This is a genomic window from Rudanella lutea DSM 19387 (genome assembly GCF_000383955.1).
Taxonomy (GTDB): Bacteria; Bacteroidota; Bacteroidia; order Cytophagales; family Spirosomataceae; genus Rudanella; species Rudanella lutea.
Window position 1 is genome coordinate 4,197,228 of the sequence record NZ_KB913013.1, and the last position, 24,340, is coordinate 4,221,567.

The 24,340-nt window shown below is 55.5% G+C and carries 19 protein-coding genes; 10 read left to right on the top strand and 9 right to left on the bottom strand.

Annotated elements, in window-relative coordinates:
- Positions 1-48: 48 nt before the first annotated feature.
- Together RUDLU_RS0117415 and RUDLU_RS0117420 are read left to right on the top strand one after the other, a co-directional pair.
- Positions 49-639, top strand: coding sequence for a DUF6134 family protein (locus RUDLU_RS0117415; RefSeq protein ID WP_027303165.1), 591 nt, complete (start codon positions 49-51; stop codon positions 637-639).
- A 221-nt stretch (positions 640-860) separates the two neighbouring features.
- Positions 861-2,078, top strand: a complete 1,218-nt coding sequence (locus RUDLU_RS0117420) for a lytic transglycosylase domain-containing protein (RefSeq protein ID WP_019989690.1) — start codon at positions 861-863, stop codon at positions 2,076-2,078.
- A gap of 80 nt (positions 2,079-2,158) precedes the next feature.
- Here RUDLU_RS0117420 and RUDLU_RS0117425 read toward each other — a convergent pair whose 3' ends face one another.
- The 5 genes from RUDLU_RS0117425 to RUDLU_RS0117445 form a co-directional block, all read right to left on the bottom strand.
- Positions 2,159-2,905, bottom strand: coding sequence for an SRPBCC family protein (locus RUDLU_RS0117425; protein WP_019989691.1), 747 nt, complete (start codon positions 2,903-2,905; stop codon positions 2,159-2,161).
- An 89-nt stretch (positions 2,906-2,994) separates the two neighbouring features.
- Positions 2,995-5,703: a TonB-dependent receptor gene (locus tag RUDLU_RS0117430; RefSeq protein WP_019989692.1), complete on the bottom strand. Its 2,709-nt coding sequence runs from the start codon at positions 5,701-5,703 to the stop codon at positions 2,995-2,997.
- Positions 5,704-5,765: 62 nt separating this feature from the next.
- On the bottom strand, positions 5,766-7,049 hold the full coding sequence (locus RUDLU_RS0117435; RefSeq protein WP_019989693.1) for an APC family permease: 1,284 nt from the start codon (positions 7,047-7,049) through the stop codon (positions 5,766-5,768).
- A 47-nt stretch (positions 7,050-7,096) separates the two neighbouring features.
- Positions 7,097-8,758 (bottom strand): complex I subunit 4 family protein, encoded by a 1,662-nt coding sequence (locus tag RUDLU_RS0117440; RefSeq protein ID WP_019989694.1) that lies wholly within the window; start codon positions 8,756-8,758, stop codon positions 7,097-7,099.
- Positions 8,759-8,767: 9 nt separating this feature from the next.
- Positions 8,768-10,678 carry an NADH-quinone oxidoreductase subunit 5 family protein gene (locus RUDLU_RS0117445; protein WP_019989695.1) on the bottom strand — a complete coding sequence of 637 codons (1,911 nt, stop codon included), beginning with the start codon at positions 10,676-10,678 and terminating at the stop codon, positions 8,768-8,770.
- 262 nt (positions 10,679-10,940) lie between these two features.
- Here RUDLU_RS0117445 and RUDLU_RS0117450 point away from each other — a divergent pair, with 262 nt between their 5' ends.
- The gene (locus RUDLU_RS0117450) at positions 10,941-11,342 is read left to right on the top strand and encodes a hypothetical protein (protein WP_019989696.1); all 402 of its coding nucleotides are present in this window, start codon (positions 10,941-10,943) and stop codon (positions 11,340-11,342) included.
- A gap of 158 nt (positions 11,343-11,500) precedes the next feature.
- Here RUDLU_RS0117450 and RUDLU_RS0117455 read toward each other — a convergent pair whose 3' ends face one another.
- The gene (locus RUDLU_RS0117455; protein WP_019989697.1) at positions 11,501-12,976 is read right to left on the bottom strand and encodes an MFS transporter; all 1,476 of its coding nucleotides are present in this window, start codon (positions 12,974-12,976) and stop codon (positions 11,501-11,503) included.
- Positions 12,977-13,103: 127 nt separating this feature from the next.
- Here RUDLU_RS0117455 and RUDLU_RS0117460 point away from each other — a divergent pair, with 127 nt between their 5' ends.
- Positions 13,104-14,261 carry a cysteine desulfurase family protein gene (locus tag RUDLU_RS0117460; RefSeq protein WP_027303166.1) on the top strand — a complete coding sequence of 386 codons (1,158 nt, stop codon included), beginning with the start codon at positions 13,104-13,106 and terminating at the stop codon, positions 14,259-14,261.
- Positions 14,262-14,309: 48 nt separating this feature from the next.
- On the top strand, positions 14,310-15,482 hold the full coding sequence (locus tag RUDLU_RS0117465) for an ATP-binding protein (protein WP_019989699.1): 1,173 nt from the start codon (positions 14,310-14,312) through the stop codon (positions 15,480-15,482).
- Between the two features lie 694 nt (positions 15,483-16,176).
- Here RUDLU_RS0117465 and RUDLU_RS0117480 read toward each other — a convergent pair.
- A complete protein-coding gene (locus RUDLU_RS0117480) occupies positions 16,177-17,160 on the bottom strand; it encodes an HNH endonuclease (protein ID WP_019989702.1) in 984 nt (327 codons plus the stop codon).
- A 136-nt stretch (positions 17,161-17,296) separates the two neighbouring features.
- Between RUDLU_RS0117480 and gldG the strand changes: the two genes are divergently transcribed.
- Entirely contained in the window at positions 17,297-18,982 is a 1,686-nt protein-coding gene (gene gldG, locus RUDLU_RS0117485; RefSeq protein ID WP_019989703.1) for a gliding motility-associated ABC transporter substrate-binding protein GldG, read from the top strand.
- Positions 18,983-19,082: 100 nt separating this feature from the next.
- Here gldG and RUDLU_RS0117490 read toward each other — a convergent pair whose 3' ends face one another.
- Complete coding sequence (locus RUDLU_RS0117490) at positions 19,083-20,186, bottom strand: vWA domain-containing protein (RefSeq protein ID WP_019989704.1); 1,104 nt, start codon at positions 20,184-20,186, stop codon at positions 19,083-19,085.
- A gap of 188 nt (positions 20,187-20,374) precedes the next feature.
- On the opposite strand from RUDLU_RS0117490, the gene moaD reads away from it, so the two are divergent.
- Both moaD and RUDLU_RS0117500 read left to right on the top strand, forming a co-directional pair.
- On the top strand, positions 20,375-20,623 hold the full coding sequence (gene moaD / locus RUDLU_RS0117495; RefSeq protein WP_019989705.1) for a molybdopterin converting factor subunit 1: 249 nt from the start codon (positions 20,375-20,377) through the stop codon (positions 20,621-20,623).
- Positions 20,624-20,744: 121 nt separating this feature from the next.
- Entirely contained in the window at positions 20,745-21,155 is a 411-nt protein-coding gene (locus RUDLU_RS0117500; protein ID WP_019989706.1) for a molybdenum cofactor biosynthesis protein MoaE, read from the top strand.
- Here RUDLU_RS0117500 and RUDLU_RS0117505 read toward each other — a convergent pair whose 3' ends face one another.
- Positions 21,156-22,325 carry an endonuclease/exonuclease/phosphatase family protein gene (locus RUDLU_RS0117505; protein WP_245581680.1) on the bottom strand — a complete coding sequence of 390 codons (1,170 nt, stop codon included), beginning with the start codon at positions 22,323-22,325 and terminating at the stop codon, positions 21,156-21,158. It lies immediately after the preceding gene.
- An 87-nt stretch (positions 22,326-22,412) separates the two neighbouring features.
- Here RUDLU_RS0117505 and RUDLU_RS0117510 point away from each other — a divergent pair, with 87 nt between their 5' ends.
- Together RUDLU_RS0117510 and nusA are read left to right on the top strand one after the other, a co-directional pair.
- Positions 22,413-22,916 carry a ribosome maturation factor RimP gene (locus tag RUDLU_RS0117510; protein ID WP_019989708.1) on the top strand — a complete coding sequence of 168 codons (504 nt, stop codon included), beginning with the start codon at positions 22,413-22,415 and terminating at the stop codon, positions 22,914-22,916.
- A 114-nt stretch (positions 22,917-23,030) separates the two neighbouring features.
- On the top strand, positions 23,031-24,275 hold the full coding sequence (gene nusA / locus RUDLU_RS0117515) for a transcription termination factor NusA (protein WP_019989709.1): 1,245 nt from the start codon (positions 23,031-23,033) through the stop codon (positions 24,273-24,275).
- Positions 24,276-24,340: the final 65 nt, after the last annotated feature.

The window sequence follows — 24,340 nt, forward strand, 5'->3', positions numbered from 1 at the left end:
TTGATAGCCGAGAGCCCTGGTGCCCCCTTTTTCACTAATTTTACCCACATGCGTCTTCTTTTTGTCTCCCTTATGCTGTTGGCCAATCTGGCCAGCGCCCAGCCCGAAACCCATCGGTACGCCATCGAAATTGCGGGAGCCCGCGTAGGCACCATGACCGCTACCCGCCAGACTCAGGGAGCCACCACGCAATACACCATTATCAGCGATGTGCTCGTAAATCTGCTGGTGTACAAGGTTAAAATCTATTACAAAACGGTGTGCCAGTACCAGGGAAATAAGCTCCTGTCGGCGGTGGTAGAAGCCAAAACGAACCGGGGCGATTTTGCCTCCAGCACCGTCTGGAACGGCGATCATTACGACATCAAAGCGAATCAGTACAAGTACGAACGGCAGGCTCGCCAGACCGCACCCATTGATTATTCGGTTGCTAATCTGTACTTTAGCGAACCGGTTGGGCGTAATCGGGTGTTCGCGGAGTATTTTGGCGACTATTTTTTGATGAGCAAAACCCCCAAAGGTACCTACCGGGCGCAGTTCGATGACCGGGAAGATGAGTACATTTACGAAGGGGGACGCCTGACGCGGATTATTAAGAAGAACGCCATTAAAAATTTTGTAATACGGCTGTTGGAGTAGTCTGCCCGTTCCGCTCTGACCCCCTCAGTACACGATGGGGTGAGGGGTAAACAGGGCAGCAGGTGAGGGGAACGAATAAACCGAAAAGAGAGGGGAAAGCGGCCGTTTTGGAGTCCCTGTGCAAGGCTTGTTTGAGCAGCACAGGTGGTCATGTCAAATGTGCCATTTCGCCGAATGGGTCAGGTCCGGGAGGATAGGCCCAGCGGTTAAACCGTTTTCTGATGATTAAAAACGTACTCGCAACCGTAACCTTCACCTTATTTCTCGCCTTTCCTCTGCTGGCCCAAATGACGGCCGACGTCGCGTTTTGTGGCGAATCATTGCCCGATCATCTGCCCGCTGTGAAGCAACGCTGGTTTCGGATTCTGAACCGGCAAGCCGCTCAGCCTACTCACCTGACCACCCTCAAGCGCCGGGCTTCGGTGGTATTTCCGGTTATCGACCCAATCATTGCCAGCTACGGTATTCCGGCCGACTTTAAGTTTCTGCCCCTGCTTGAGAGTGCGGCCGTCAACCGGGCGGTGTCGCGCCGGGGAGCTGCGGGTTTCTGGCAAATCATGCCCGAAACCGGGCGGATACTGGGGCTTCGGGTAGGCAAAGGTCGCGACGAGCGGTACGATCTGCTGAAAGCTACCCACGCAGCCTGCCGGTACATAAAGCAGTTGCACGCGCAGCTGGGCTCCTGGATGCTGGTGGCTGCGGCCTACAATGCCGGGCCCAACTACATTCAACAGCTTCGGAAACGTTACCCCGATCAGCACCCGATGGCGATGCCGTACCGCGCGGCCGAAACGCAGGCGTACGTGTATCAGGCAATGGCCATCAAAGAGTTGCTTACCCGACCGTTGCAGTATCGTCAGTATTTCAGTGAGCATATTCTGGCTCAGTTGAGTAAGACCGGGACGGACGAGGTAACGACGCAGGAACGTGAGGCTATTCTGGCTTCGTACACCACGCCCGAAGCCTTTGTGGTCGAAAACCTGACGGCCTCGGTGGCTCCGAAGCCGGTTGAAGAAGTGACGCTCATTACCGATATCGACATTGATGAGGAGGCCGTGGCCGGTGCGCCGGTGATTGAAGTAGGAGCTTCTAACGGCACCGAGGTCGGGCTAGCCCAGGCCGGGCCGCGCCTGTTTACCCGTCGATTGGGCGAGGAATCGCTGACGGAGGGTAAAATGGTTCTATTTGAAGTGGTACGCCCAAGCGAAGTAAACGGACAGAAGGTATCCGTGGGCGATATGCTCTATGCCTACGTCGACATGATAGAGCCAACTACGGGCCGGGTGTTTCTGCACACCGACCGGCTTGTGGTAGCCGAAACGCAGGCGTCTATCAACCTGAGACTGGTGGCTGTTGAGAAACCAAAGCAGCCCGGCGTAACCTTGCCCCCTGTTTCCGAGCTCGCCAGCGGCTGGCGGCTCGAATGGGAGAAGATATAAACAAGGGAGGAAAGGAGAAGGGAGAAGGGAGAACCGCGCTTGCGTTCCCTTCCTCCCTTCTCCTTTTATCCTTCCTCCCTTTAAACCGGTACACTATTCGTTTCGAGGAGTCGTTTGAATCGGCGGATGTCGGCTTCGACCATACTTTTGAAGGCCGGGTTGAGGAGTTTGGAGACCAACTCACCAATGACACCCTGTGGTGGCCGGTACTTGATTACAGCGTGCAGTTCGGTGCCTCGTCCCTGTGGGGCATCGGTGAAACGAACCTCCCCCGCGTTGTCGATGCTCGCGCCCGGCACCGACCGCCACACCAATCGGCTATTTTCTACTTCCTCCGTAATCTCGGCATCCCATTCGATGTTGCCGAAGCTTTCGAATTTTTCGGTACCCGGAACCGGCGCTACCCAATGCGACCGCTTTTCGTCGATCTGTGTGACCGACTGAAGGTGCGTCATGAACGTAGGCAGGTTTTCGAGCTGCCGCCAGTATTGGTACACCTCTGCGCGGGGCTTGTTGATTGTCACAACCTGGGCTATCTCGATTACGTCGGTTTGGGTTTTGGCTTCCGAGGTGTCGCGGCCCATCATATCACTGACCGGGCAATACCCCGACACGCCCCGGTACGCAATGGTGCTGCCCAGTACGGCCAGTAAAATGCCACCAAAACCGCCCTGCCGGATACCGATGGTAGCCAATAAAGCACCACCTGCCACCGACAGGACCCGTTCGCTATCGCCCACGTTAATCTTACTCGATCCGCTCGGAATGGGCTCTACTTGCGCCATCGCCGGCAGTTTGGCTTTCGACTGCTTGTGTTTCTTTGCCATGATCGTTGTCTTTGGTTATTCTATAAAACAACAAGAGTACTTGGCAAAGGTTGACGTTTGTGAGCGAATGGCAAGCCCGGCGGTCCCTCTTATTTACCCAGTACCGACGTGATCCGAACGAAGTACGAAGCCCCGTTCATGCCCATTTGCACCGGGGCATATTTGAACACGCCAAAGTAACTGTTGCCGTAGGCCTGTGCATCGGGGTACACATTGAGCAGGTTGTTGGCCCCCGCCGTGAGGGTAAGGTTCTTGAGTAGGTTATACGACACCGACACATCGGTAACCACCTTGCCGCCAAACGTCTGAACGGGGCCAAACGGGAAGCCGTTGCGGGTTACCTCGCCGAAATAGATGTTTGCCAGCGTAGCGCTGAACCGGCCGAGGGAGTACGTCAGCAGAAGGTTTACTTTCTGGCGTGGGTTTACGGTTTCAATCAGGCCGCGTTCGTTGGGGCTGAAAAAGACATCTTCCTGCCCCTCGAGCCGGGCCGGTACGTTGAACTGATCGTCGGCTAAGGTGCGGTTCAGGTTGGCCGACAGCGTGGCGTTGAAACGACCTTTGCCGAGGGTGTTCTGGTAAGTGGCTACCACATCGATGCCCTGCGTGGTGGTGTTGATGGCGTTGGCAAAGAACCGGGCTCCGCTCGCTTCAAACGGTAACAGCAGGTTCTGAATGGCCGGTACAGGCTCGCCAAACGGATCGAAGCCGAACAGACCCGTCAGTACGATCCGGTTTTCGACCCGAATCCGGTACGCATCCACCGACAGACTGAATTGGCTGCTCGGTCGTAAGGTGAAGCCGAGGCTCAGGTTACGCGAGGTTTCCTGCGCGAGTTTGGGCACGCCGAGGGCCTGCGCCAGTGGGGAGTCGTTGGTGAAAAAGCCCGTATTGCCCAGTCGGCCATTGCTCAGAATGGTGGTGCTCACGTAGCTAAAATGCTGCTGGTGCAGGCTGGGGGCCCGGAATCCTGTGCTGAAAGCTCCGCGCAGGTTAAACCCGTCGGTAACGGTGTACCGCGACGCCAGTTTGTAGTTGAACGTACTCCCAAAGTCGGTGTAGTTCTCGAACCGGCCAGCCGCGCTCACCAGCCAACGGCTGGTCAGGTCGAGCTCGGTGTCGGCGTAAAGGGCTATGTTTTGCCGACCAAACGTACCGGCATTGGCGGGTGAGAAACCGATAAACGACTGCGCTCCGCCCGCCAGCCCTGAGGGGTTGGTCACTTCGCCGTTGGGCGCGGTTTGCAGCCCGTAATTGCGCCAGCTTTCTTCCTGCCCCGCCCGGATTCGGTACTGCTCGGCCCGGAACTCAGCCCCCAGCGCGAGGTTCAGGCCATTGGCCACTCCTTTCAGATACCGCGAAAAGTCGAGGTTGACCGTGTTTTGGGTGAAGGCATGGCCCCCAGCCTTAAACTCCGTTGGAGAGCGCTGCTGCAACGATGCATTCACGGTATTGCTCACCCCGTAGTCGAACCGGTTGTTGCCGAGGGTATTGCTCAGGTCCATCTGCCACTCGCCCAGCCGGTACCGCAGGCCAGCCGCGATAGATCGGTCCTGAATATCGGAAAGGGTGTTGGGCTGAAAGCCATTCGGGAAAATGGAATAAACCATCTGGTTCGATGAGCTGGGCAGCCGCCGGAATCCGTAGCCCTCTCCACGCCGGTAGTTGTACCCCCCGAAGGCGTAAAACTCGCCTTTCCCGTTGGCCAAGGGTAGGCTCAGGTTGGCAAACAGGTTGGCATTTTTAATGCCCGCGTCGCCCACGTGGAAGTTGAAATCGTCGCGGGTCAGGCCCCGTTGCGCCAGAATCTGATCGTCGATAGCGCGCGAGGCCGCCGGGTTGTCGGTAAAATCGTAGGCGAAGAAGTTGCCCTGCGCCGACTGATCGAACAGCAGCAGGTTATGGTTTTGGGTCCGGCTGGTGGCTTCGCGGGTGTACGCTTCGAGTGAGACGTTCAGGAAGCCGCCTTTAGTGCCCAGTCCCGTACCGTAGTTGGCGTTGTAGCGCAGCAGTTTGCCATCGCCTACTTTGGTGATGCCGCCCGTGAGCTGTTGCTCCAGCGCGTTGGTGTTTTTCTTCAGTACAATGTTGATAACCCCCGCAATGGCGTCGGAGCCGTACTGCGCCGAAGCCCCGTCGCGGAGAACCTCGATACGCTCAATGGCCGAAACCGGAATGGCGTTGAGGTCGGTGCCCACGGTGCCGTTGCCAAACGTGCCCTGATTGTTGAGCAGTGAGGTGGTATGCCGCCGTTTGCCGTTGACCAGCACGAGGGTCTGATCGGGGCCGAGGCCGCGCAAAGAAGCGGGGTCGATGTGTTCGGTACCATCGGACGACGACTGCCGGTTCGACTGGAACGACGGGGCCACGTAGGTCATCAGCTGGTTCAGGTCGTTTTGGGGCAGGGTGCGCTGCAACGTTCCCACAGGCAGCACATCGACCGGAACGGCCGAGTTGAGCACCGTGCGTGAGCTACTCCGCGACCCGACCACCACCACGTTTTCGAGGAGGTTTTCGCCCGGTTGCAGGGCAACGGTGAGGGAGCCACCGGCCGGTACCACTACGCGCTGGGTAGTGTAGCCCACGCTCGATACGGTGATGGTTTCGCCCGCGCCCACGCGGAGGGTAAACTGCCCCTCCTCATTGGCGGCTGCGCCCCGGTTGCCGGTGGCCTGAACAGTAGCACCGGGCAGGGGTGAGTTGGTGGTGGCGTCGATTACCTGGCCCCGGAGTTCGGGTTGCTGGGCAAACGCTCCCAGCGAGATAAGCCATAAAAGAACGGAGAATACGTGCTTCATCGGTTGGTTGAGAATGATCCATACCTGACCGGGAACCCTGTCGGCTCGCACAACCCTTTCAGCTAAGCCGTAGGCCGCTTTATCCAGTACGTAAGACTACCAACTCCTACAATCCCCAGCCCCGTAAAGCTTTCTATCGGTCGGTCGTAGGCAATGAACCCCAGCACACACAGGCTGAAGGCAATGTAGGCCCACTGTAACCAGGGGCGAAACGGGCTCGGGAAGTCGGTGGGTAGGCGTTCGGTACGGAGCAGGCTGGCGATGGCCAGTGTCCCCATCAGTTGCAGAACAAACGATGTACAGAGTAGAACCTGTTCCAGCGTTCCCGAAAAAAGTAGCACCAACGTGAGCAAAATCTGCAACCAGATGGCCCGAACGGGGATATGATGGCTGTTTTCGTGCCGAAAATAAGACCAAAGCGGGAAGTCGCGGGCCATGCGGCTCGTAACGCGCCCCCCAATCCAGATGTATGAGCTCATGGTAGCCACCAGCTGAAAAGCGATGCCAATGCTAATCCAGCGGCCCGCCGTATCGCCAAACCGCCCGCCGAAAGCCACCACGGCCACGTCGGCCTGACCGGTCAGCTGCTCAACCGACGACAGCCGCAAAAACACCAGTTGCAGGGCCACGTACAGCACCGTGACCACCAGCGAACCCAGCAACAGGGCTTTGGGCAGGTTGCGCCCCGGCTCCCGAATTTCGGAAACGATGTAGGCGGCCGCGTTCCAGCCCGTGTAGGCGTAGGTGACGTACAACAACGAAACGGCAAAGGGGCTTGTAAACACTTCCTGCTGATACCCGCTGCCCCAGTCGAGGGCGTTGCCAGCCAGCGGGGCTACGTAAAATCCAATGGCCAGCACCACGCCCACAAACGCCATTTTGATAAGCGTAGTGGCGTTTTGGAACAGGCTGCTGTGACGCAGGGTAATGGAATGAATAACGCCAATGACCAGAATGAGCCCCACCGTGAGCAGACGCGGGTAGGCCAGTCCAAACGGTTCGAGGTACGACTCCATGGCTTTGCCTGCAATGGCAACCGGGGCCGCAAAGCCACCCACCAGCGACACCCAGGCCGATAAATACCCCAGCAAGGGGTGGAGCCCTTTGGAAATAAAGACGTAGTCGCCCCCTTTTTCGTCGGGATAGTGGGTACCCAGCTCGGCAAAAGTAAACGCCCCGATCAGGGCCAGCACCCCGCCCAGCGTCCAGAGCAATAAAATAGACCAGGTGTTTTGCACGGCCGCCAGCTGAAAGCCCAGACTCGTAAATACGCCCGTGCCGACCATGTTGGCAATCACTAAGGAGCAGGCCGTTCGCCAGCCAATTTTATGAATCGGTGGGGTCATAGTTGACAAACGTTTCGACGGCGGTTGAGGGCTGAGGGGAGCGGGTATCAGCTAACCAGAAACCGCTTGAGCCACTCGCTCACCGACGCATGGGTCAGGTTGAAAATCAGGTTGGGAAACAGCCCCAGCACCAATGCCAGCAAACCGAGTGGTATCAGCAGCAGTCGCTCGCGGGGGGTTAGGTCGGGGAGAGTAGTGGCCTCGTGCCGGCTCCAGTACGGCCCGAAAAACATGCGTTGGAGCGTCCAGAGAAAATACCCAGCCGCCAGAGCAATACCCAGCGTAGCCGCAGCCGTAAACCAGCCCGGCAACCAGGCCGACTGCATACTGCCCATCAGGGTAAACAGCTCACCCACAAACCCCGAAAACCCCGGCAAGCCCAGCGACCCGAAAAAGGCGACGGTTGTCAGCGTGGCGTATTGCGGCATGGCTTTGTTAAGACCCCGGTACGAATCGATGCGCCGGTCGTGGGTGCGGTCGTACACCACCCCAGCAATTAGAAACAGCATAGCCGACAGTACCCCGTGGCTCACCATCTGGTAAATGGCCCCGTTGATGCCTTCGGGCGTGAGTGCGGCTACCCCCAGCAACACAAAACCCATGTGCGAAACCGACGAGTAGGCAATCATTTTCTTCACGTCGTTTTGCGCGAGGGCATTCAGGCCGCCGTAGATGATCGACAGTACGCCCAGTCCCGCCAGTACGCGGGCGTACTCGGCCCCGCCATCGGGAAAAAAGCCCCAGGCAATCCGCAGAAAGCCGTAGCCCCCAATTTTGAGCAGCACCCCCGCCAGCACCACCGATACGGGCGTGGGGGCTTCAACGTGGGCGTCGGGTAGCCAGGTGTGTAGCGGAACAATGGGGAGTTTGATGGCAAACCCGATAAAAACGGCCCAGAAAGCGAGCATCCGGGCGGGCATACCGAGCGGCAGGGTTTCGCCCGAAAGACTCAAAAACGCACTCGGCAGGTAGTTGCCGCCATCGCTCAGGTACCGAAAATCAAACGTATGCACAATCTGAGCAGGGTCAATCTGCCCGTTGGCCAGTTGGGCCTGAATGAGCCGGATTATGTTCGTGTCGGCTAGTTCGGGGCTGTTGATGAGGCCCGTGGCCAGGGCCGTACTCACCGGGTCCATGACCGACATCGACAACCCAATCATCACCAGCAGAATGAGCACCGAGCCGAGCAGGGTGTACAGAAAAAACTTGATACTGGCGTATTCGCGCCGGGGGCCGCCCCACAACCCGATGAGGAAGTACATGGGTAGCAGCATGAACTCGAAGAACAGGAAAAACAGGAAGAAATCGAGGGCCACAAAACAGCCCATCACGGTGCCGGTCAGGAGCAGATACAGCGAAAAGTACGCCCGTTGCCGCTCGCCGATGTTCCACGACGACACCACCCCCACCAGCATAACCACCGCCGACAGAATCACCAGCGGCAGGCTGATACCGTCGATGCCAACCAGATAATCAATAGAAACCGAGCCGATACTACCCAATGCAAGGGTAATCCAGTCGCTTTGCTGGAGTAACTGATAGCCGGGGTTGGTCGGGTCGAAGGCCGCGTAAGCCAGCCCGCTGACGAGGAGTTCGGCCACGGTTACGCCCAGCGCAATCAGTCGGAACTGCGAACGCAGGGTGTCGGGCAGGAGTGCAATGACCAGCGCACCAATCAGCGGAAGAAATATCAGTAAAGAGAGCAGCATATCGCGTCGTTAAACCAACCACCAAATCAATAATAACAATCCCACGACGGCCGCCGTGATGTACGATTGTACGCGCCCGCCCCCAACCGAACGTGTCAGTCCGCCCAATCGGTTGGCGAGCCAGGCCCCGCCATTGACTACCCCATCAACCCCAAACCGGTCGATGGCGTTGGCGACGTGCGCCAGCACAACCACCCCGATTCCGCCACTGTTCACCGCCCCGTCGACCACCCGCGCATCGGCCCGGTAGAGGCCATGCGCCAGCCGGACCACGGGCTGCACGACGAGCCAGTTCAGAAACTCGTCGAGGAAGCCGTACTGTACCGAAGCCCGCACGGCCAGTTGATCGGGGGCCGGGTCGCGGAGCCGGAAGCCAAGCCAGCCGCCCAGTGCCACCAGTGCAATGGAAAGCGGAGCCAGCCAAACGGGTACAGCATGGGGCACTGCGGCCGAGTTGACGGGTTGGCCCAGTTGCCCGGCCGAAAATAGGGTATCGGGCCAGCTACTGTGCGCCGACAGTGGATTGAGCGAAAACCAAATCCAGGCCGACAGAACCGCCAGCAACACTACTGGCCCCAGCAACAGCCGGTCGGGCTCGTGCGGATGCGCGTTGGCTGACGCCCGGCTTTCACCCAGAAACACCAGCCGTACCTGCCGGACCATGTACAGGGCCGTCAGCCCCGACGAGAGCAGCAGGGCTATCGGAATGGTGTAGGCGAGTGGGCTATGTTGCCCGGAGGCCCAGGCAAAGGCCCCGGCCAGAATACTTTCTTTCGACAGAAAACCCGACCCAAACGGCACCCCCGCCAATGCGGCCGCGCAGATGGTATAAGCCCAGAACGTGACGGGCATCGACCGGCGCAAACCGCCCATCTGCCGCATATCCTGCGTGTGCAGGGCGTGAATCACGGCCCCGGCTCCCAAAAACAGTCCGGCCTTGAAAAAGGCGTGGGTGAGCAGGTGAAACAGGCCCCCGTTCAGGTTATCGGTACCCATAGCGGCTACCATCAGCCCCAGTTGGCTTACCGTTGAGAAGGCCAGTACTTTTTTGATGTCGGTCTGGAACAAGGCCGAATAGCCGCCCCAGAGGGTGGTGATGGTGCCGATGAGGGCAATTACAACGAGGGCATCGGGCGAGAGCAACGGGTGAATGCGGGCCAGCAGAAAAATGCCGGCCGCTACCATGGTGGCCGCGTGCAACAGAGCCGATACGGGCGTGGGGCCTTCCATCGCGTCGGGAAGCCAGCCAATGAGCGGAAACTGCGCCGATTTGCCCATGCAACCCATAAAGAGCAATAGCCCCACGTAGGTAGGGGCTTCGGCGGTGAGTTGGGCAAACTCCACCGTGCCGAAGAGCCGGTAGGTGAGCAGTATCCCGATGAGGAAACCGACATCGCCCACCCGGTTGTATAAAAAGGCTTTTTGCGCGGCCCGGGCGGCCTGTGGTTTTTCGTACCAAAACCCAATGAGTAGGTAAGAGGCCAGTCCCACCAGCTCCCAGAACGCGTACATGACAATCAGATTACTGGCGAGCAAAATCCCCGCTTTGGCTCCGACAAACAGTTGGAGATACCCAAAGTAGCGTGGCTTGTCGGCGTCGGTATCCAGGTAGGAGAGGGAATAAACCTGCACCAGCAGGGCCACAAAGTGGGCCAAGACGAGAATAATGGCCGTGGGGCCGTCGTATCGGAAACCAATCGGAATAGATACCCCCGACATGTTGAGCCATTCGGTCAGAATCGGAACGGCGGGTGCGGTGGTACCAACCAGCACCACCCCCGACAGGAGTAAGCCAATGCCCGTGAGTACGATAGCCAGTGGCCCGGCCACCTGCTGCGAACTCATCCGAACGCCCAAAAAACCCGCAAAAGGCAGTAGCAGTATAAGCGTAAGGAGGGTGGTTGCGAGCGGGTCGTGCATGAAAGCCAATTGATTTGGCCGCAAATATACGGGCGAGAAAACAACAAGGAGAAGGATAGAGGGAGTTCTCGCACCGACGGGGTTTTTTCTGAAGGCCTGAAATGCCCCAAACGGCTCTGTGCCGGATGGATGAGATTGGGTAAATGAAGCGCTTTCATGAGCCTCCCTCCCGGTTAACCGGAGCTTTTTTCAACCCCCGGTTAAACCTTGCCGGGGTTTTGCCCTCCAAGAGACAAATACCACATAAACACAACCAATACTCATGAACAAGACACTTGCTGCCGCTTTCCTGTTAATGGCCCTCACCACGGGTGCTACGTTTGCCCAACATCGCGGTTACGGCTATCCCGATAATCGAGACCGCCGGGGACCGCAACCTCAGTACAACGATGCCCGTGATGAATACCGCGAAGAACTGAAAATTGACCGGATCGACGCTATCGTTGGCCTGTCGCGCCGTCAGGAGAAGCAACTGCACAAAATTGAAGACCAGTACGACCGGATGATGAGCACGTCACGGCTGACACCCCGCGCTTACCGCGACCTGCAATTGCGCAAGCGTCAGGATATGCTCGCCGTGCTGACCTCCGCCCAACGCGACCGCCTGTTTGATGCGCAGCAATCATACGGCCGTCGGCCGGGTGGCCCGTATCGCCGGGGGTAATGGTACGTGTATAGTTTTGGGTTTGTAGTTTTTGGTTAATCGTGCTGGAATTCAATAACGTACGGTATTGGCCCCCAAAACTATAATCTGCCTAACTTGTAACAATGGAAAAGCCGTGTCGGATGTGTTCGGACGCGGCTTTTTGGTGTGTATGCTTTTCAGCTGACGGGCGTACTGAGTTGCTCTTCAACCCCGTCGGGCCGGGGTTTGTCTGGCGATAACGACCCGCGCCCAAGCGACACCATAGCCGCCGTGAGCACCAGCCCGCTCAGTACCCAGTACACGGCGCGCATACCGGCGAGTTGCGCGGATGCATCGGTGGGGGCCATGTGTGCTCCCTGAGCATACCCATTCCGGGTACTGTACCAAACAGCCGCAGCCACGGCAATGCCCATCACCAGCCCCATGTTGCGCATAAAGGCGATCATACTGCTGGCAATGCCCCGTTGCCCCAACGGAGCCGCATTGAGGGCACTGCTGCTGTTGGGCGACTGAAACAGGGCAAACCCCAGACTCACCAGCCCACTCCGCCACACCACATCGTGCCAGCTCCAGTCGGTGCTCAGAAACGAAAACGCAAAGTAACCTGAGGCCGTAATCAGTAGCCCCGTACTGGCCAGCCACCGCGTACTGACCCGGCTGGAAAGGTAACCTCCAATAGGAGCCACAATGCTCAGGGTGAGTGGACCTGCCAGCAACACCAGCCCGGCTTTCTGGGGGGTAAAGCCGAGGAGTTGCTGCAAGAAAAACGGAATCACGAACAGGTTGCCACCCGAGGCTACAAAGCCCAACCAGGCCGCCACAATGGCCGAGGTGTAGGGCCGAATCCGAAACAGGCTCAACTGAAGCATGGGCAGTGGAGTACGATTTTCCCAGATGAAAAAGCCCGTAAGCAGTACCACGCCCGAGCCCATTAACCCCAATACGACCGGATGCCGCCAGCCGTAGTCCGGTTCGGGGCCAAAATCAAGACCCGTGAGTAAGGTGGTTACGCCCACCAGAAACAAACCCGCTCCTACCAGATCGAACTGGCGTAAGCTATGCCCCGTTTGTTTTGGGCTCGGAGGCAGCACCACCGACGCCCGCCAGATAGCGATAAGCCCAACCGGAACATTGACAAAAAAGATGCTCGACCAGCCAAATTGGCCCAGCAGCAAACCACCTACTACCGGGCCGGTGCTGGAGCCTGCCGCTACCACAGCCCCCATCAGCCCCAGGGCCTGACCGCGTTCGTGGGGCGCGAACGTATCCGAAATTATGGCCGGACCGATGGCAAACAGCATCGACGCACCCAGCCCCTGCACTACCCGAAACCCAATGAGCGATGCACTGCTCCACGATAGCCCGCACAAGAGTGAGACCAGCACGAAAATGACGAAACCGGTTATGTACATGGGCCGCCGACCGAGCCAGTCGGAGAGTTTGCCCATAATCAGCAGGGTGCTGGTGGTAGTGAGCAGGTAGCTAAGCACTACCCACTCCACACTGTCGCCCGCGTTAAGCTCGCGCCGGATGGTTGGTAGGGCAATGTTGACGATACTACTGTCGAGCGTCGCCATAAACGTACCGAAGGCCAGCGTTGCCAGCACAAGCCATTTGTTGGGGGGCAACGACGCCTGGTTTGTTACATTCATGGTCACAAAACTGATTATAGAGGGGCTGTTTCTCAAACATCGCCCCGGTGGGTATGTTTACCCAACCGACCCTGGGGACTTCGGCTTTCTCCTTTCTTCCTTTCCTACCTTCTCCCTATTTTCGTATATGATTTACCTCGACAATAACGCCACCACAAAGATTGACCCCCGTGTGCTGGACGCGATGATGCCGTTTCTGACCGACAACTTCGCCAATGCGGCTAGTACGCACCCGTTTGGCGTATCGGCCCACGAAGCGGTGAAAAAGGCCCGGCAGCAATTGGCCGATTTGCTGGGCTGTGAAACCCACGAACTGGTGTTTACGTCAGGGGCTACCGAGGCTATCAATTTGGCCCTTAAAGGAGTTGCTGAAAATTACCAAAGTCGGGGCAAACACATTATCACCGTGCAAACCGAGCACAAGGCCGTGCTCGACGTTTGTCTGTATCTGGAAAAGCGCGGCTATGAGGTAACGTATCTGCCTGTTCGACCCGCTGGAAGCGTCGGCGCGGGGCTCATTGACCTGAACGACCTGAAAGCGGCCCTTCGGCCGGATACCATTCTGGTGTCGGTGATGTGGGTGAACAATGAAACGGGCGTCATTCAGCCGATTGAGGAAATTGCCCGACTGACCCACGAAGCCGGTGCTCTGTTTATGACCGATGCCACGCAGGCAGTGGGTAAGTTGCCGATTGATGTGGATAACCTCCATATTGACTTGCTCACTTTCTCGGCCCATAAGTTCTACGGTCCAAAAGGCATTGGTGGCCTGTTTGTCCGCCAACGGCGTCCGCATAAAATAAAACTGGAAGCCCTGTTGCACGGGGGCGGGCACGAGCGCGGCCTGCGCAGTGGCACCCTGAACGTGCCGGGCATTGTGGGTATGGGAAAGGCAGCCGAATTGGCACCGGTGGCCGACATAAAGGAGACGCAACGTATTGCGTCTTTACACGACCAACTGGAAACCGAATTGCTGACCATTCCCGGCACCCGCGTTAACGGTGACAGAACTAACCGGTTGTACAACACCACCAACATTTATTTTGAAAACTGTGATTCTGACGCCCTCATTATGGGGCTGGAGGGTATTGCCGTTTCCAACGGTTCAGCCTGTACGGCGGCTTCCATTGATCCCTCGCACGTGTTGCTGGCGATGGGCCTGAACGAAACCGAGGCTTTTTCCTGCCTGCGGTTTAGTTTGGGGCGGTTCACGACGGAAGCCGATGTTACGCAAACGGTTCGGGCCGTTAAGGAGGTCGTAGAGAGCCTGCGGGCGCTGGTTTAGCGGATTAATCAAGTAAATTTATATATTTGTTGGAAATTTACTTGATTAATGTTTGCCCGTCATCTACAAAACTTACTGAAAACGAGTCTAAGCTATTTCCCGGCTGTGGCCGTATTGGGCCCACGTCAGGTAGGCAAGACAACGTTGGTCAAAATACTGCTAAGTACTTCCGAAAAAGAGGTTATTTATCTGGATCTGGAATATTTTGCCGATCAAAATCGGCTACGGGAGCCCGATCTCTTTTTCCAGGCTAATCAGGATAAGGTGGTCGTGCTGGATGAAATTCAGCGTATGCCCCAGTTGTTTCCCTTGTTGCGATCCTTGATTGATCAGCACCGGATTCCGGGTCGGTTTGTCCTGTTGGGGTCTGCGTCGCCGGACTTACTCAAGAATTCATCCGAAACCTTGGCGGGCCGGGTTGTTTATCTTGAACTTGCCCCTTTACATCTGTTGGAAATAGAAGCGCAGTACAACTACCGCGATCATTGGATACGGGGCGGCTTCCCCGATGCGCTGCAAGCGCCGAATGAACCGATTTGGCAATTGTGGATGGATAGCTTTATTCAAACCTATGTACAGCGCGACCTGCCCGACCTGGGTTTATCGGCTCCGGCTTCTACCGTTCGTAATTTGCTGACCATGCTGGCAGGTATTCAGGGGGGACAGCTAAATTACAGCGATATAGCCCGTTCGCTTGATTTGTCCGTATCAACCGTTCAGAACTACATCAGTTTTCTGGAAAATGCTTATTTGGTTCGTCGGTTGCCGCCCTTCTTTGTCAATATCGGCAAACGATTGGTGAAGGCTCCCAAAGTCTTTGTGCGCGATAGCGGCCTGGCTCATCGGCTAACGGGCATCGATGATTTCAATGCGTTATCGGGGAGTGTGTTGTTGGGAGCGTCGTGGGAAGGCTATGTTGTGCAGCAAATTATTTCGCGGCTGGCCCAGAACGTAATTCCCTATTACTACCGAACGCAAAATGGAGCCGAATTAGATTTGCTGCTGGTGAAAGGAGGTAAGCCGGTTGTTGCGCTGGAAATTCGGTACTCCAACGCTCCCAATCTAACACGCGGAAACACGCAGGCCATTATAGACCTCGGCCTGGAACAAACCCTGATTCTTACGCCTGAGGCCGACAGTTACTGGTTACGGAAAGATGTTCGCGTATGCAGCATTACCAACGTTTGGGGGATTCTGGCACAGGCAGGCGTGTTGGCTTAAATCGTCAAAGAGGATGAGAACACTGGCAGTAACAGGAGCAGAACACGTAGGTGAACTTCGCTTACGACTAAGTTTTTCGGATGGCACCACACAAACGGTAGATTTTGGTCCATTCCTTCATAACCATCCGCACCCCCAACATAACAAATACCGCCGTTTGGCCAACTTCAAGCGCTTTCGAATTGAGCGCAGTAACGTGGTCTGGGGCCGCGATTGGGACTTGATTTTCCCGGTTTCGCAATTGCATCAGGGGTATGTGGGGCCGGCTGTTTATTGACTCATTTTGGTTCTAGGTAGATTACTTTAGAAACACATAACAATGGGCTACATCAAAGAACCAGAATGGGTTGATTTTGAAATTAACGGCAAGCCGTTGACTGAGCAGCAAAACAAGCTATTTCGTGGGAAAATGATCAATGAGACCGTTTTTTGAGGGTTAATATGGAGAAGATAGTTATAAAGTTTGACACATTTAGCAATCAGTTTGTTTTAAAAAGACAAATCCTTGATCCTACAGATTTACTTTACCCCCTTAGTCTGGGAATGGATCGAAGGTTATTATAAATGTGAGCGATTTGCTTACAGAATAGCACAGCATAAGTTCCCTAATCATGTTATAGAGTTTGTTAGACCAACTTTCTACGCTGGTCAAGAAAGTCCTTCCGGGAAGCTATAACGCTGTAAAACATGGATGCTACTGCCTGAAAACATGCTCCCGGTGCCAGGCAAACGCTTCCCGATCAGGTAAGAATCGCTCGTCTTTTGGCAACTCAATCGGGTTCCCGGCTAATGCCTTCAGGCTGTAGGCGCTGCTTTCGTTTTCCACAAAGGTTCGGGAAACAATCACCCGGTAATCATTATCAATCGAAATAGCTCCCTTGTCAAAAGCCCGGTGGAGGTTCGGGCAAAGGGCAATACCGTTTGTGGGGTGGTTGTTGAAGGTTTTGTAGAAGGGAATGATGTGGCAGGCATCAACCATCGAAAACGAAAAAGGCCCCGAAACCCGCGCTCCCGTGACGCAGCAGGTATCATCATAAATCCGAACCACTTCACGCCGGAAAACGGCTTCGCGGGTGTAGAGTTCGATCTCGTACGTTTCGCCGTTGAGCCGCTTTTTCATCCCTTTCATTTTTTGGGAGTTGTCGGCGGGGGACTCGTTAAACATCTCGCGTTTGATGGCGTCAATCGTTTCGCTGGAATCGGTCGATTGATGGACTTGCTGACCGGGGAAGTAGCGGTTCAGCAGTCTCTGTCGGAGTACATTGCGGTATTCGTCATGCAGCAGCAGTGGTGTAAGTTTTGGGTCAATTTCTGCACAGGCTACCGCATTGCTCAGGCTGCTAAAGCTGGACAAGTCGCCGGTTTGTACCCAAAGCTCGCAACCCGGATTCGCCACGAGCTGCCACCATGCTCCCGGCTCGTTTTTCAACCGGAAAAAAGGCATGGCAAAACCTAACGTATGGCTGGTGGTAACCAGTGTGTTCCAGTTCGTTTTAAACAGGCTAATCAGTTCCGGCGAAATTGGTATTTTGTTGTCCGTCAGTAGCCCGGTTTCGTAGCCCTGAATGACCGAAAGGAGAACGAGCGGTTTGTGAGGGGCACTCTCTTTGATACGTCCTCCGCCGGTGTTTAAATGGGTGAACGCATGGATAAAATAGGCTACCTGTTGGTCGGACATGGGAAAGTAAGAAATGGGTTTCTGATGGAGTGGTTGGGGACAAATATCCGAAAAAGCACCTGATTCCGTAACTTGCCCGGCTCTAACCCCTTGTACCCGAAAATGTGCGAAGGGGTATGCCTTTTGCGTTTAGTAGATGATGAAAAAAGTCTTTCTGGTCTTGTTGGCCGTCGTGGCTGTCAATGTCCTGTCGGCATTCCTGTTTTTTCGGGTCGACCTTACCGCCGAAAAACGATATACGCTTTCGGGCGCTACGCAAAACCTGCTGGCGGGCCTCGACGATGACGTGCATGTCAACGTGTACCTCACCGGCGACCTGCCCCCCGGTTTCAAACGGCTCGAAAACGCCGTGCGCGAAACACTCGATGAGTTTGAAGCCCGCGCCGGGCAGAACGTGACCTACCGGTTTATCGACATCGACGCCATTGGCAATGCCGAAGCCAAAGCTAAGCAGATTGAACAACTGAGTCAGAAGGGGTTACTGCCCACCAATCTCTTTGCCAACGAGGGTGGCAAACGCACCGAGAAAATCATTTTTCCGGGTGCCATCGTCACGTACAAAGGGCAGGAGGTAGCCGTGCCTCTGCTCAAGGGCAATAAAGCGGCCTCGCCCGAAGAACAGCTGAATCAATCGTACGAGGGGGTGGAGTACGCTATGGCATCGGCTATTCGGCGGCTCACTCAACCGGCCGGTAGCCGCAGGCGGGTGGGGTTGCTGGCCCGTACCAATGTGCCGCCCTCGCGGTTTTCGGACCTGCTGGCGTCGGTGCAGGAAAACTACGACCTCTTTTTTGTCGACCTGAGCAAGCCCGGTCCCATTGCCAATCTGGACGTGTTGCTGGTTCCCAAACCCGACCAACCGTTTTCTGACGACGATCTGTTCAAGGTCGATCAGTTTGTGGTCAACGGCGGGCGGGCCCTGTTTTTTGTCGATGGGCAGCGCGTGGATTCCGTCGGGGCTGAGGGCACGTTTGCGCAACCGCTCAACCTGAACCTCGACGAACTGTTTTTTGGCTGGGGCATTCGGGTGAACCGCGATGTGGTGAAAGATCTGAGCTGCAACGTGATTCCGCTCAATGTGGGCAACGTGGGCGACAAACCCAATATTCAGCTGGTGCCGTGGCGGTTTTACCCGGTTATCAACAACTTCGGGCGTGGAACCGGCGCGGGCAGTCACCCGATTGTTCGTAACCTCGACGTAGTCTGGACCCGTTTTGTCAGTTCGATGGATACCGTTCGGGCGGTGGGTGCGGGCAACAGCTCCATTCGCAAAACGCCCCTGTTGCTCACCTCGCCCTACACCCAGATTCGGCAGGCGCCCGTGGTGGTGGGCTACAACGAGGCCCGGCAGCAGCCCGACCCGCGCACCTACAACGGTGGGGTTCGGATGGTCGGATGCCTGCTCGAAGGGCGGTTTCGGTCGCTGTTTGCCAATCAGATTCTGCCAACTGACCCCCGCGCGCGCGGTTTCCGGGCCGAAGCCACGGCTGAGTCGCGGGTGGTGGTGTGTTCGGATGGCGATTTGGTGGTCAACGATGTCAATTACCAGAACCAAACGCCCTATCCGCTGGGTTTCGACCGGTTTACCCGACAAACGTTTGCCAACAAAGATTTTGCCCTGAACGCCATCGACTACCTCGCCGACCCTGAGGGCGTTATCGAAGCCCGTAACCGGCAGGTGACCCTGCGGCCGCTCGATAAAGTTCGGCTGCAAAATGAGCGCACCGGCTGGCAACTGCTCAATCTGATTGGCCCCGTGGCGCTAGTGGGCCTGATCGGCGTGGTGTGGCAGTGGAATCGGAAGCGGAAATATGGGAAATAGGGAGAAAGGAGAAAGCAGAAAGGGAGGAAAGGAAGCCTGGCGGATTATAATCTCGCGCCCGCACCCCTTTCTCCCTTCCGGCTTTCTCCTTTCCTCCCTGTTATTTAATATTCTTCCGGCGGTTGCGCTGGAAATCCTCAAACATCATGTTGCCGAGGCCCTGTAAGCCGCTGTAGTAGGCACGGCCGTTGTTGACCTTCGTAAACTCCTGCACAAACTGCTTCAGGTACGGGTCGGTGGCAATCATAAAGGTCGTAATCGGAATATCGAGACGGCGACACTGCGCGGCCAGGGTGAGGGTCTTGCTCACCACCTTGCGGTCGAGGCCAAACGAGTTTTTGTAGTATTTGATGCCTTCTTTCAGGCAGGTAGGCTTCCCGTCGGTAATCATAAAAATCTGCTTGTTCTTATTCTTCCGACGGCGGAGTAAATCCATCGCCAACTGGAGCCCGGCCACCGTGTTGGTGTGGTAGGGGCCAACCTCCAGGTAGGGCAGATCTTTAGCCTGAATCTGCCAGGCATCGTTGCCAAACACCACAATGTCGAGGGTGTCTTTCGGGTATTTCTGCTTTACCAGCTCCGTGAGGGCAAGGGCTACCTTTTTGGCCGGGGTAATGCGGTCTTCACCGTACAGAATCATCGAGTGGCTGATGTCGATCATCAGCACCGTGGAGGTTTGGGTTTTCTGCTCTTTTTCGGTCACCTCCAGGTCACGCTCCATGAGTGTAAACTCTTCGACTCCGCTGTTGATTTGCGCGTTCCGAATCGACTCGGTCATCGAAATCTGCTCCAGCGTATCGCCAAACTGGTAGGTACGCAGGTCGCTGCTGAGTTCGTCACCGGTGCCGGTATAGGGCGTGTTGTGGTTCCCGCCCGATTTTGAACGTTTCAGCTTCCCGAAAATCTCGTCCAGCGCCGACCGCCGAATGGTTTGCTCGCTTTTGGGCGTCATCACCAACCGGCCTTCACCTTTTTCTTCGGTCAGGTAGCCTTTATCTTTCAGATCCTGAAAAAAGTCGCCCATGCCGTACTTGTCGTCGGTCAGGCTGTACTGCCGGTCAAGCTGATTCATCCAGGACATGGCCTGTTCCACATCGCCCGACGTAATCAGCAGCAACTGCTGGAAAATATTCAGCAGCTGATCAAACTTGCTACCTTCTTTTTGCTCAGGCGGAACGTATTGGGAGAATTGAAAGCCTTTCATGGGAAATTGTTGACTATTGGGCGTTGTCTTCCGACAAAACAGCACGTCAGCCGGAAATGTTCGGCCGGGGGTGCTTTACCAAAGATACAATCGGCTGACCCCTTTTTTCGACTAAATGGCCGGTTCATGGTCAATTTTTCCGGACACTATACGTTGACACAAACGGAATTCCTCGTTTTCTTTGGTCAATGAATACACCCATCACAGTTCTCCTGTTCGGTATCACCCGCGACATTACCGGTCAGAATACCATTCAGCAGCCGTTACCCGCTCAGGCCCGCGTTTCAGACCTGATGGAGCAGTTGCAAAACCAATACCCGCGCCTGAGCGAAATCCGGGCGTTGTTGGTAGCGGTCAATGGAGAATACGCCGAACCCGATACCCCACTTACGCCAACCGACGAAGTGGCACTCATACCGCCCGTTAGCGGAGGGTAGCTTTCAGTTTACAGTGAACAGTTTACAACGAACAGTAAGCAGCCTTTAGGTACTGATCGTTGTAAACTGTTCACTGTTCGTTGTAAACTGTTCGTTGTTCCCTGTTCCCTGTTTGTTGCTCATGATTGCTCTGACTACCGACCCAATCGACCTGGGGTCTGCTTACAAATTTTTACAGGCCGATGGTGCCGGTGCTATTGACCTGTTTCTGGGGGTAGTGCGTGACAACACCTCGGCCCGTTCCGTCGATCGGCTTGAGTACGAAGCCTACGATCGCATGGCCATCTCCGAAATGCAGAAAATTGTGGATGAGGCTCACCGGCGGTGGCCCATTTTGCGATGCCTGGTTATTCACCGGACAGGTTTGCTGCGCATTGGCGAAATGGCCGTGCTGATTGGTGTTTCGACCCCTCACCGCGCCGACGCCTTCGAGGCTACCCGTTACATTATCGATACCATCAAGCAGACCGTACCCATCTGGAAAAAAGAGGTATTCTCCGATGGCGAAGTGTGGGTCAACGCAACGCCCTGATCAAAACCGGGACTTACGCGCCCGTTCGAACATATAATTCCCCAGAATCGGGTAATGGTCGGAGTAGGGAACGTGCCGGAGCGTTTTGAAGCGCAGGGCTGTGAGGGCGTTGGCATCGTAAAACTGATTGTCGATGCGGAGCACGCTCGGCGCCCGGTTGAGCGAGAAACCAAAGCCCCGCCCGGCGTCCTCAAACGCATTGTGGAGCTTGGCCCGCATACGCCCGTACACCACGCTGTAGGGCGTCTCGTTGAAATCGCCCGTGACCACCACCGGGTAGGGGCTCTCGTCAACATACCGCTCCACCGTTCGGATTTGGGCTTGCCGGGCCATAAACCCTTCCCGCAGCGACGACAAAATCCCCCGGGTTTGTAGCCGCACCCCCGCCATTTCCTGCTGATCGAGCACCCGCCGAACCCGAATACCCATCGACTCCAGATGCACGTTGATGACCCGAACGGTGTCGGCCCCGATCTTGATGTCGGCCCAAACAATCCCGTTATGGCTCGGCCCGAAGGCTTCGCGCCCCTGATTCAGAATCGGGTATCGCGAAAAGATAGCCAGCCCAACGTACATGTCGGGTTGGCGTTTGTAGTCGGGGTAGAGCAAGGCTTTGTAGGCGTAGCCCGACGAGTCGAACCGGGCAATCATCCGCAGGCTTGGGTGCCGTTGTGAGTTGTAAAACTCCTGAAAGCATTTCACCGATGCCTCGTTTTTCACCACCCAGTCGGTCAGGAGCCGGGTTTCGTGCCGGGCCTGCGGGTTTCGATAAAATTCTTCCGCGTTGAAATTCATCAGGTTGTAACTCAACAGCGTCAGGGTAGGCTTACCGTACAGGTTCGATACGGGGTCGTTCCAGGCAATAGTGCGGGGCCACAACCAGAACCCCGCCAGCAGTACCAGCAGCGAAAGCAGGCATCGCCACGGGTTGGTAAAAAACCAGATTAACAGGCAGGCGATATTGAGAGCCCAGGCAATTGGCAGGGTAATCATCAGCATACTGGCCGACCAGTGTTCAACGGGCACATCGTCCAGGAGCCAGTACAAAAGCAGGGTGTAAAGTGCCAGTACCACGTTGAGTGACCACAGCAGCGACCGGAAAAATAAACGGATGAGTTGGCGTACTGAGAATGGAAACGGCATGGCAGGAGTAGAGACTTGATATTTCATCTTCAATGCCTTATATTTGCACCGTTAACCAACCATGAAGGTGTGCGGCAAGGGGAGTTTTACTCCCTTTTTTGTTAGCCATAGGGCATGAATGACGTTGCAAAAATAACTGAACTGCTTCAACCATACCTTAATAACGATTATTTCTATATAGTCGATGTACAGGTAGCGGGTCGTCAGGGCGGAAAATTGAAAGTCACGCTCCTTTTGGATAGTGACGAAGGGATTACCATTGATGAATGCGCGAGCATCAGCCGTCAGTTCGGCAATCAGCTGGAAGAGATGAATTTCTTCGGCGAATCGCCGTTTACACTCGAAGTATCGTCGCCGGGCATTGATTTTCCGCTCACCCGGATTCGGCAGTTTCGGCGCAATGTCGGCCGGACAATACTGCTGACATTAACCGACGGGAAGCAGGTGAAGGGAAAGCTCGATAGTGTGGCCGACGAACAGATTGTGCTTGATGTACAGCCCGTTAAGATGTCGAAAACCAAAATGAAAGCCGCCGGTCTGATCCCCGGATCCGAGGGCCCCACCGCGTTTTCGTTCGATCAGATCAAACAGGCTACTGTAGAGATTTCTTTTAAATAGTTTTCAGTATACCGTTTACAGTTTGATAGTTCGTGAACAACAGGCCTTACGCCAACCGGAACAACTGAAAACTCTAAACAGAAAACTGAAGACTCAAAACTGTAAACAATAAAAATGACCAGCAGCTTACTTATTGAGTCGTTTTCCGACTTCGCCCGGTCAAAAAATATTGACCGGCCTACCATGATTGCGGTCTTGGAGGAGGTATTTCGGACGATGATTCGTAAAAAATACGGCACGGACGAAAACTTTGACGTCATTATCAACCCCGATAGTGGTGACCTCGAAATGTGGCGCACCCGCGAGATTGTGGACGATGATTCGGAAGACATTTGGGACTACGATAAGATTCCCCTGGCCGAAGCGCGTAAAATTCAGGATGACTTCGAAGTAGGCGAGCAGGTGGCTGAGGAAGTAAAACTCGAAGACTTTGGTCGTCGGGTAGTACAAACGGCCCGGCAAACGCTTATTCAGAAGATTAAGGATCTCGAAAAAGAAATCCTGTATCAGAAATACAAGGATCAGGTAGGCGACCTGGTTACGGCAGAAGTGTATCAGCTCGTGAAGAATGAGACAATTCTGGTCGATAACGAAAACAACGAACTGAGCCTGCCCCGCACCGAGCAGATCCCGAAAGACCGGCCCCGCAAAGGCGATACCGTGAAGGCCGTGATTCACCGGGTCGATATGAACAATGGCACGCCCAAGATTATCCTGTCGCGCACGTCGCCGGTATTTTTGGAGCGGTTGTTCGAGCAGGAGATCCCTGAAATCTATGATGGTCTGATCTCTATTCGGAAGATTGTACGGGAGCCGGGCGAGCGCGCTAAGGTAGCCGTTGAATCGTACGATGACCGGATCGACCCCGTGGGTGCCTGCGTGGGTATGAAAGGCTCGCGGATTCACGCCATTGTGCGGGAGCTGAACAACGAAAATATTGACGTTATTAATTATACCGAAAACCTCGAACTGCTCATCAGCCGTGCTCTAAGCCCGGCAAAAGTTAGTTCGATGAATATTGACCGGGAGGCCCGTCGGGTGTCTGTGTTCATGAAGCCCGACCAGGTATCACTGGCCATTGGGCGGGGTGGACAGAACATTAAACTGGCCGGTCGACTGGTGGATATGGAGATTGATGTATTCCGCGACAACGAAGGACAGGAGGACGACGAGGATGTCGATCTGATGGAATTCCGGGACGAAATCGATGAGTGGATCATCGAAGAATTCCGGCGCGTTGGTCTGGATACTGCCAAGAGCGTACTGGCTCGCACGAAAGAAGAATTGGTTCGTTTGACCGATCTGGAAGAAGCTACGATCGAGGAGATACTCGATATTTTACGTAGAGAGTTTGAGTAAATGGGATTTTAATTGAAGTACTTGTTGTTCATATCGTAGGAACAACCGCTAAATTTGCCGATCAT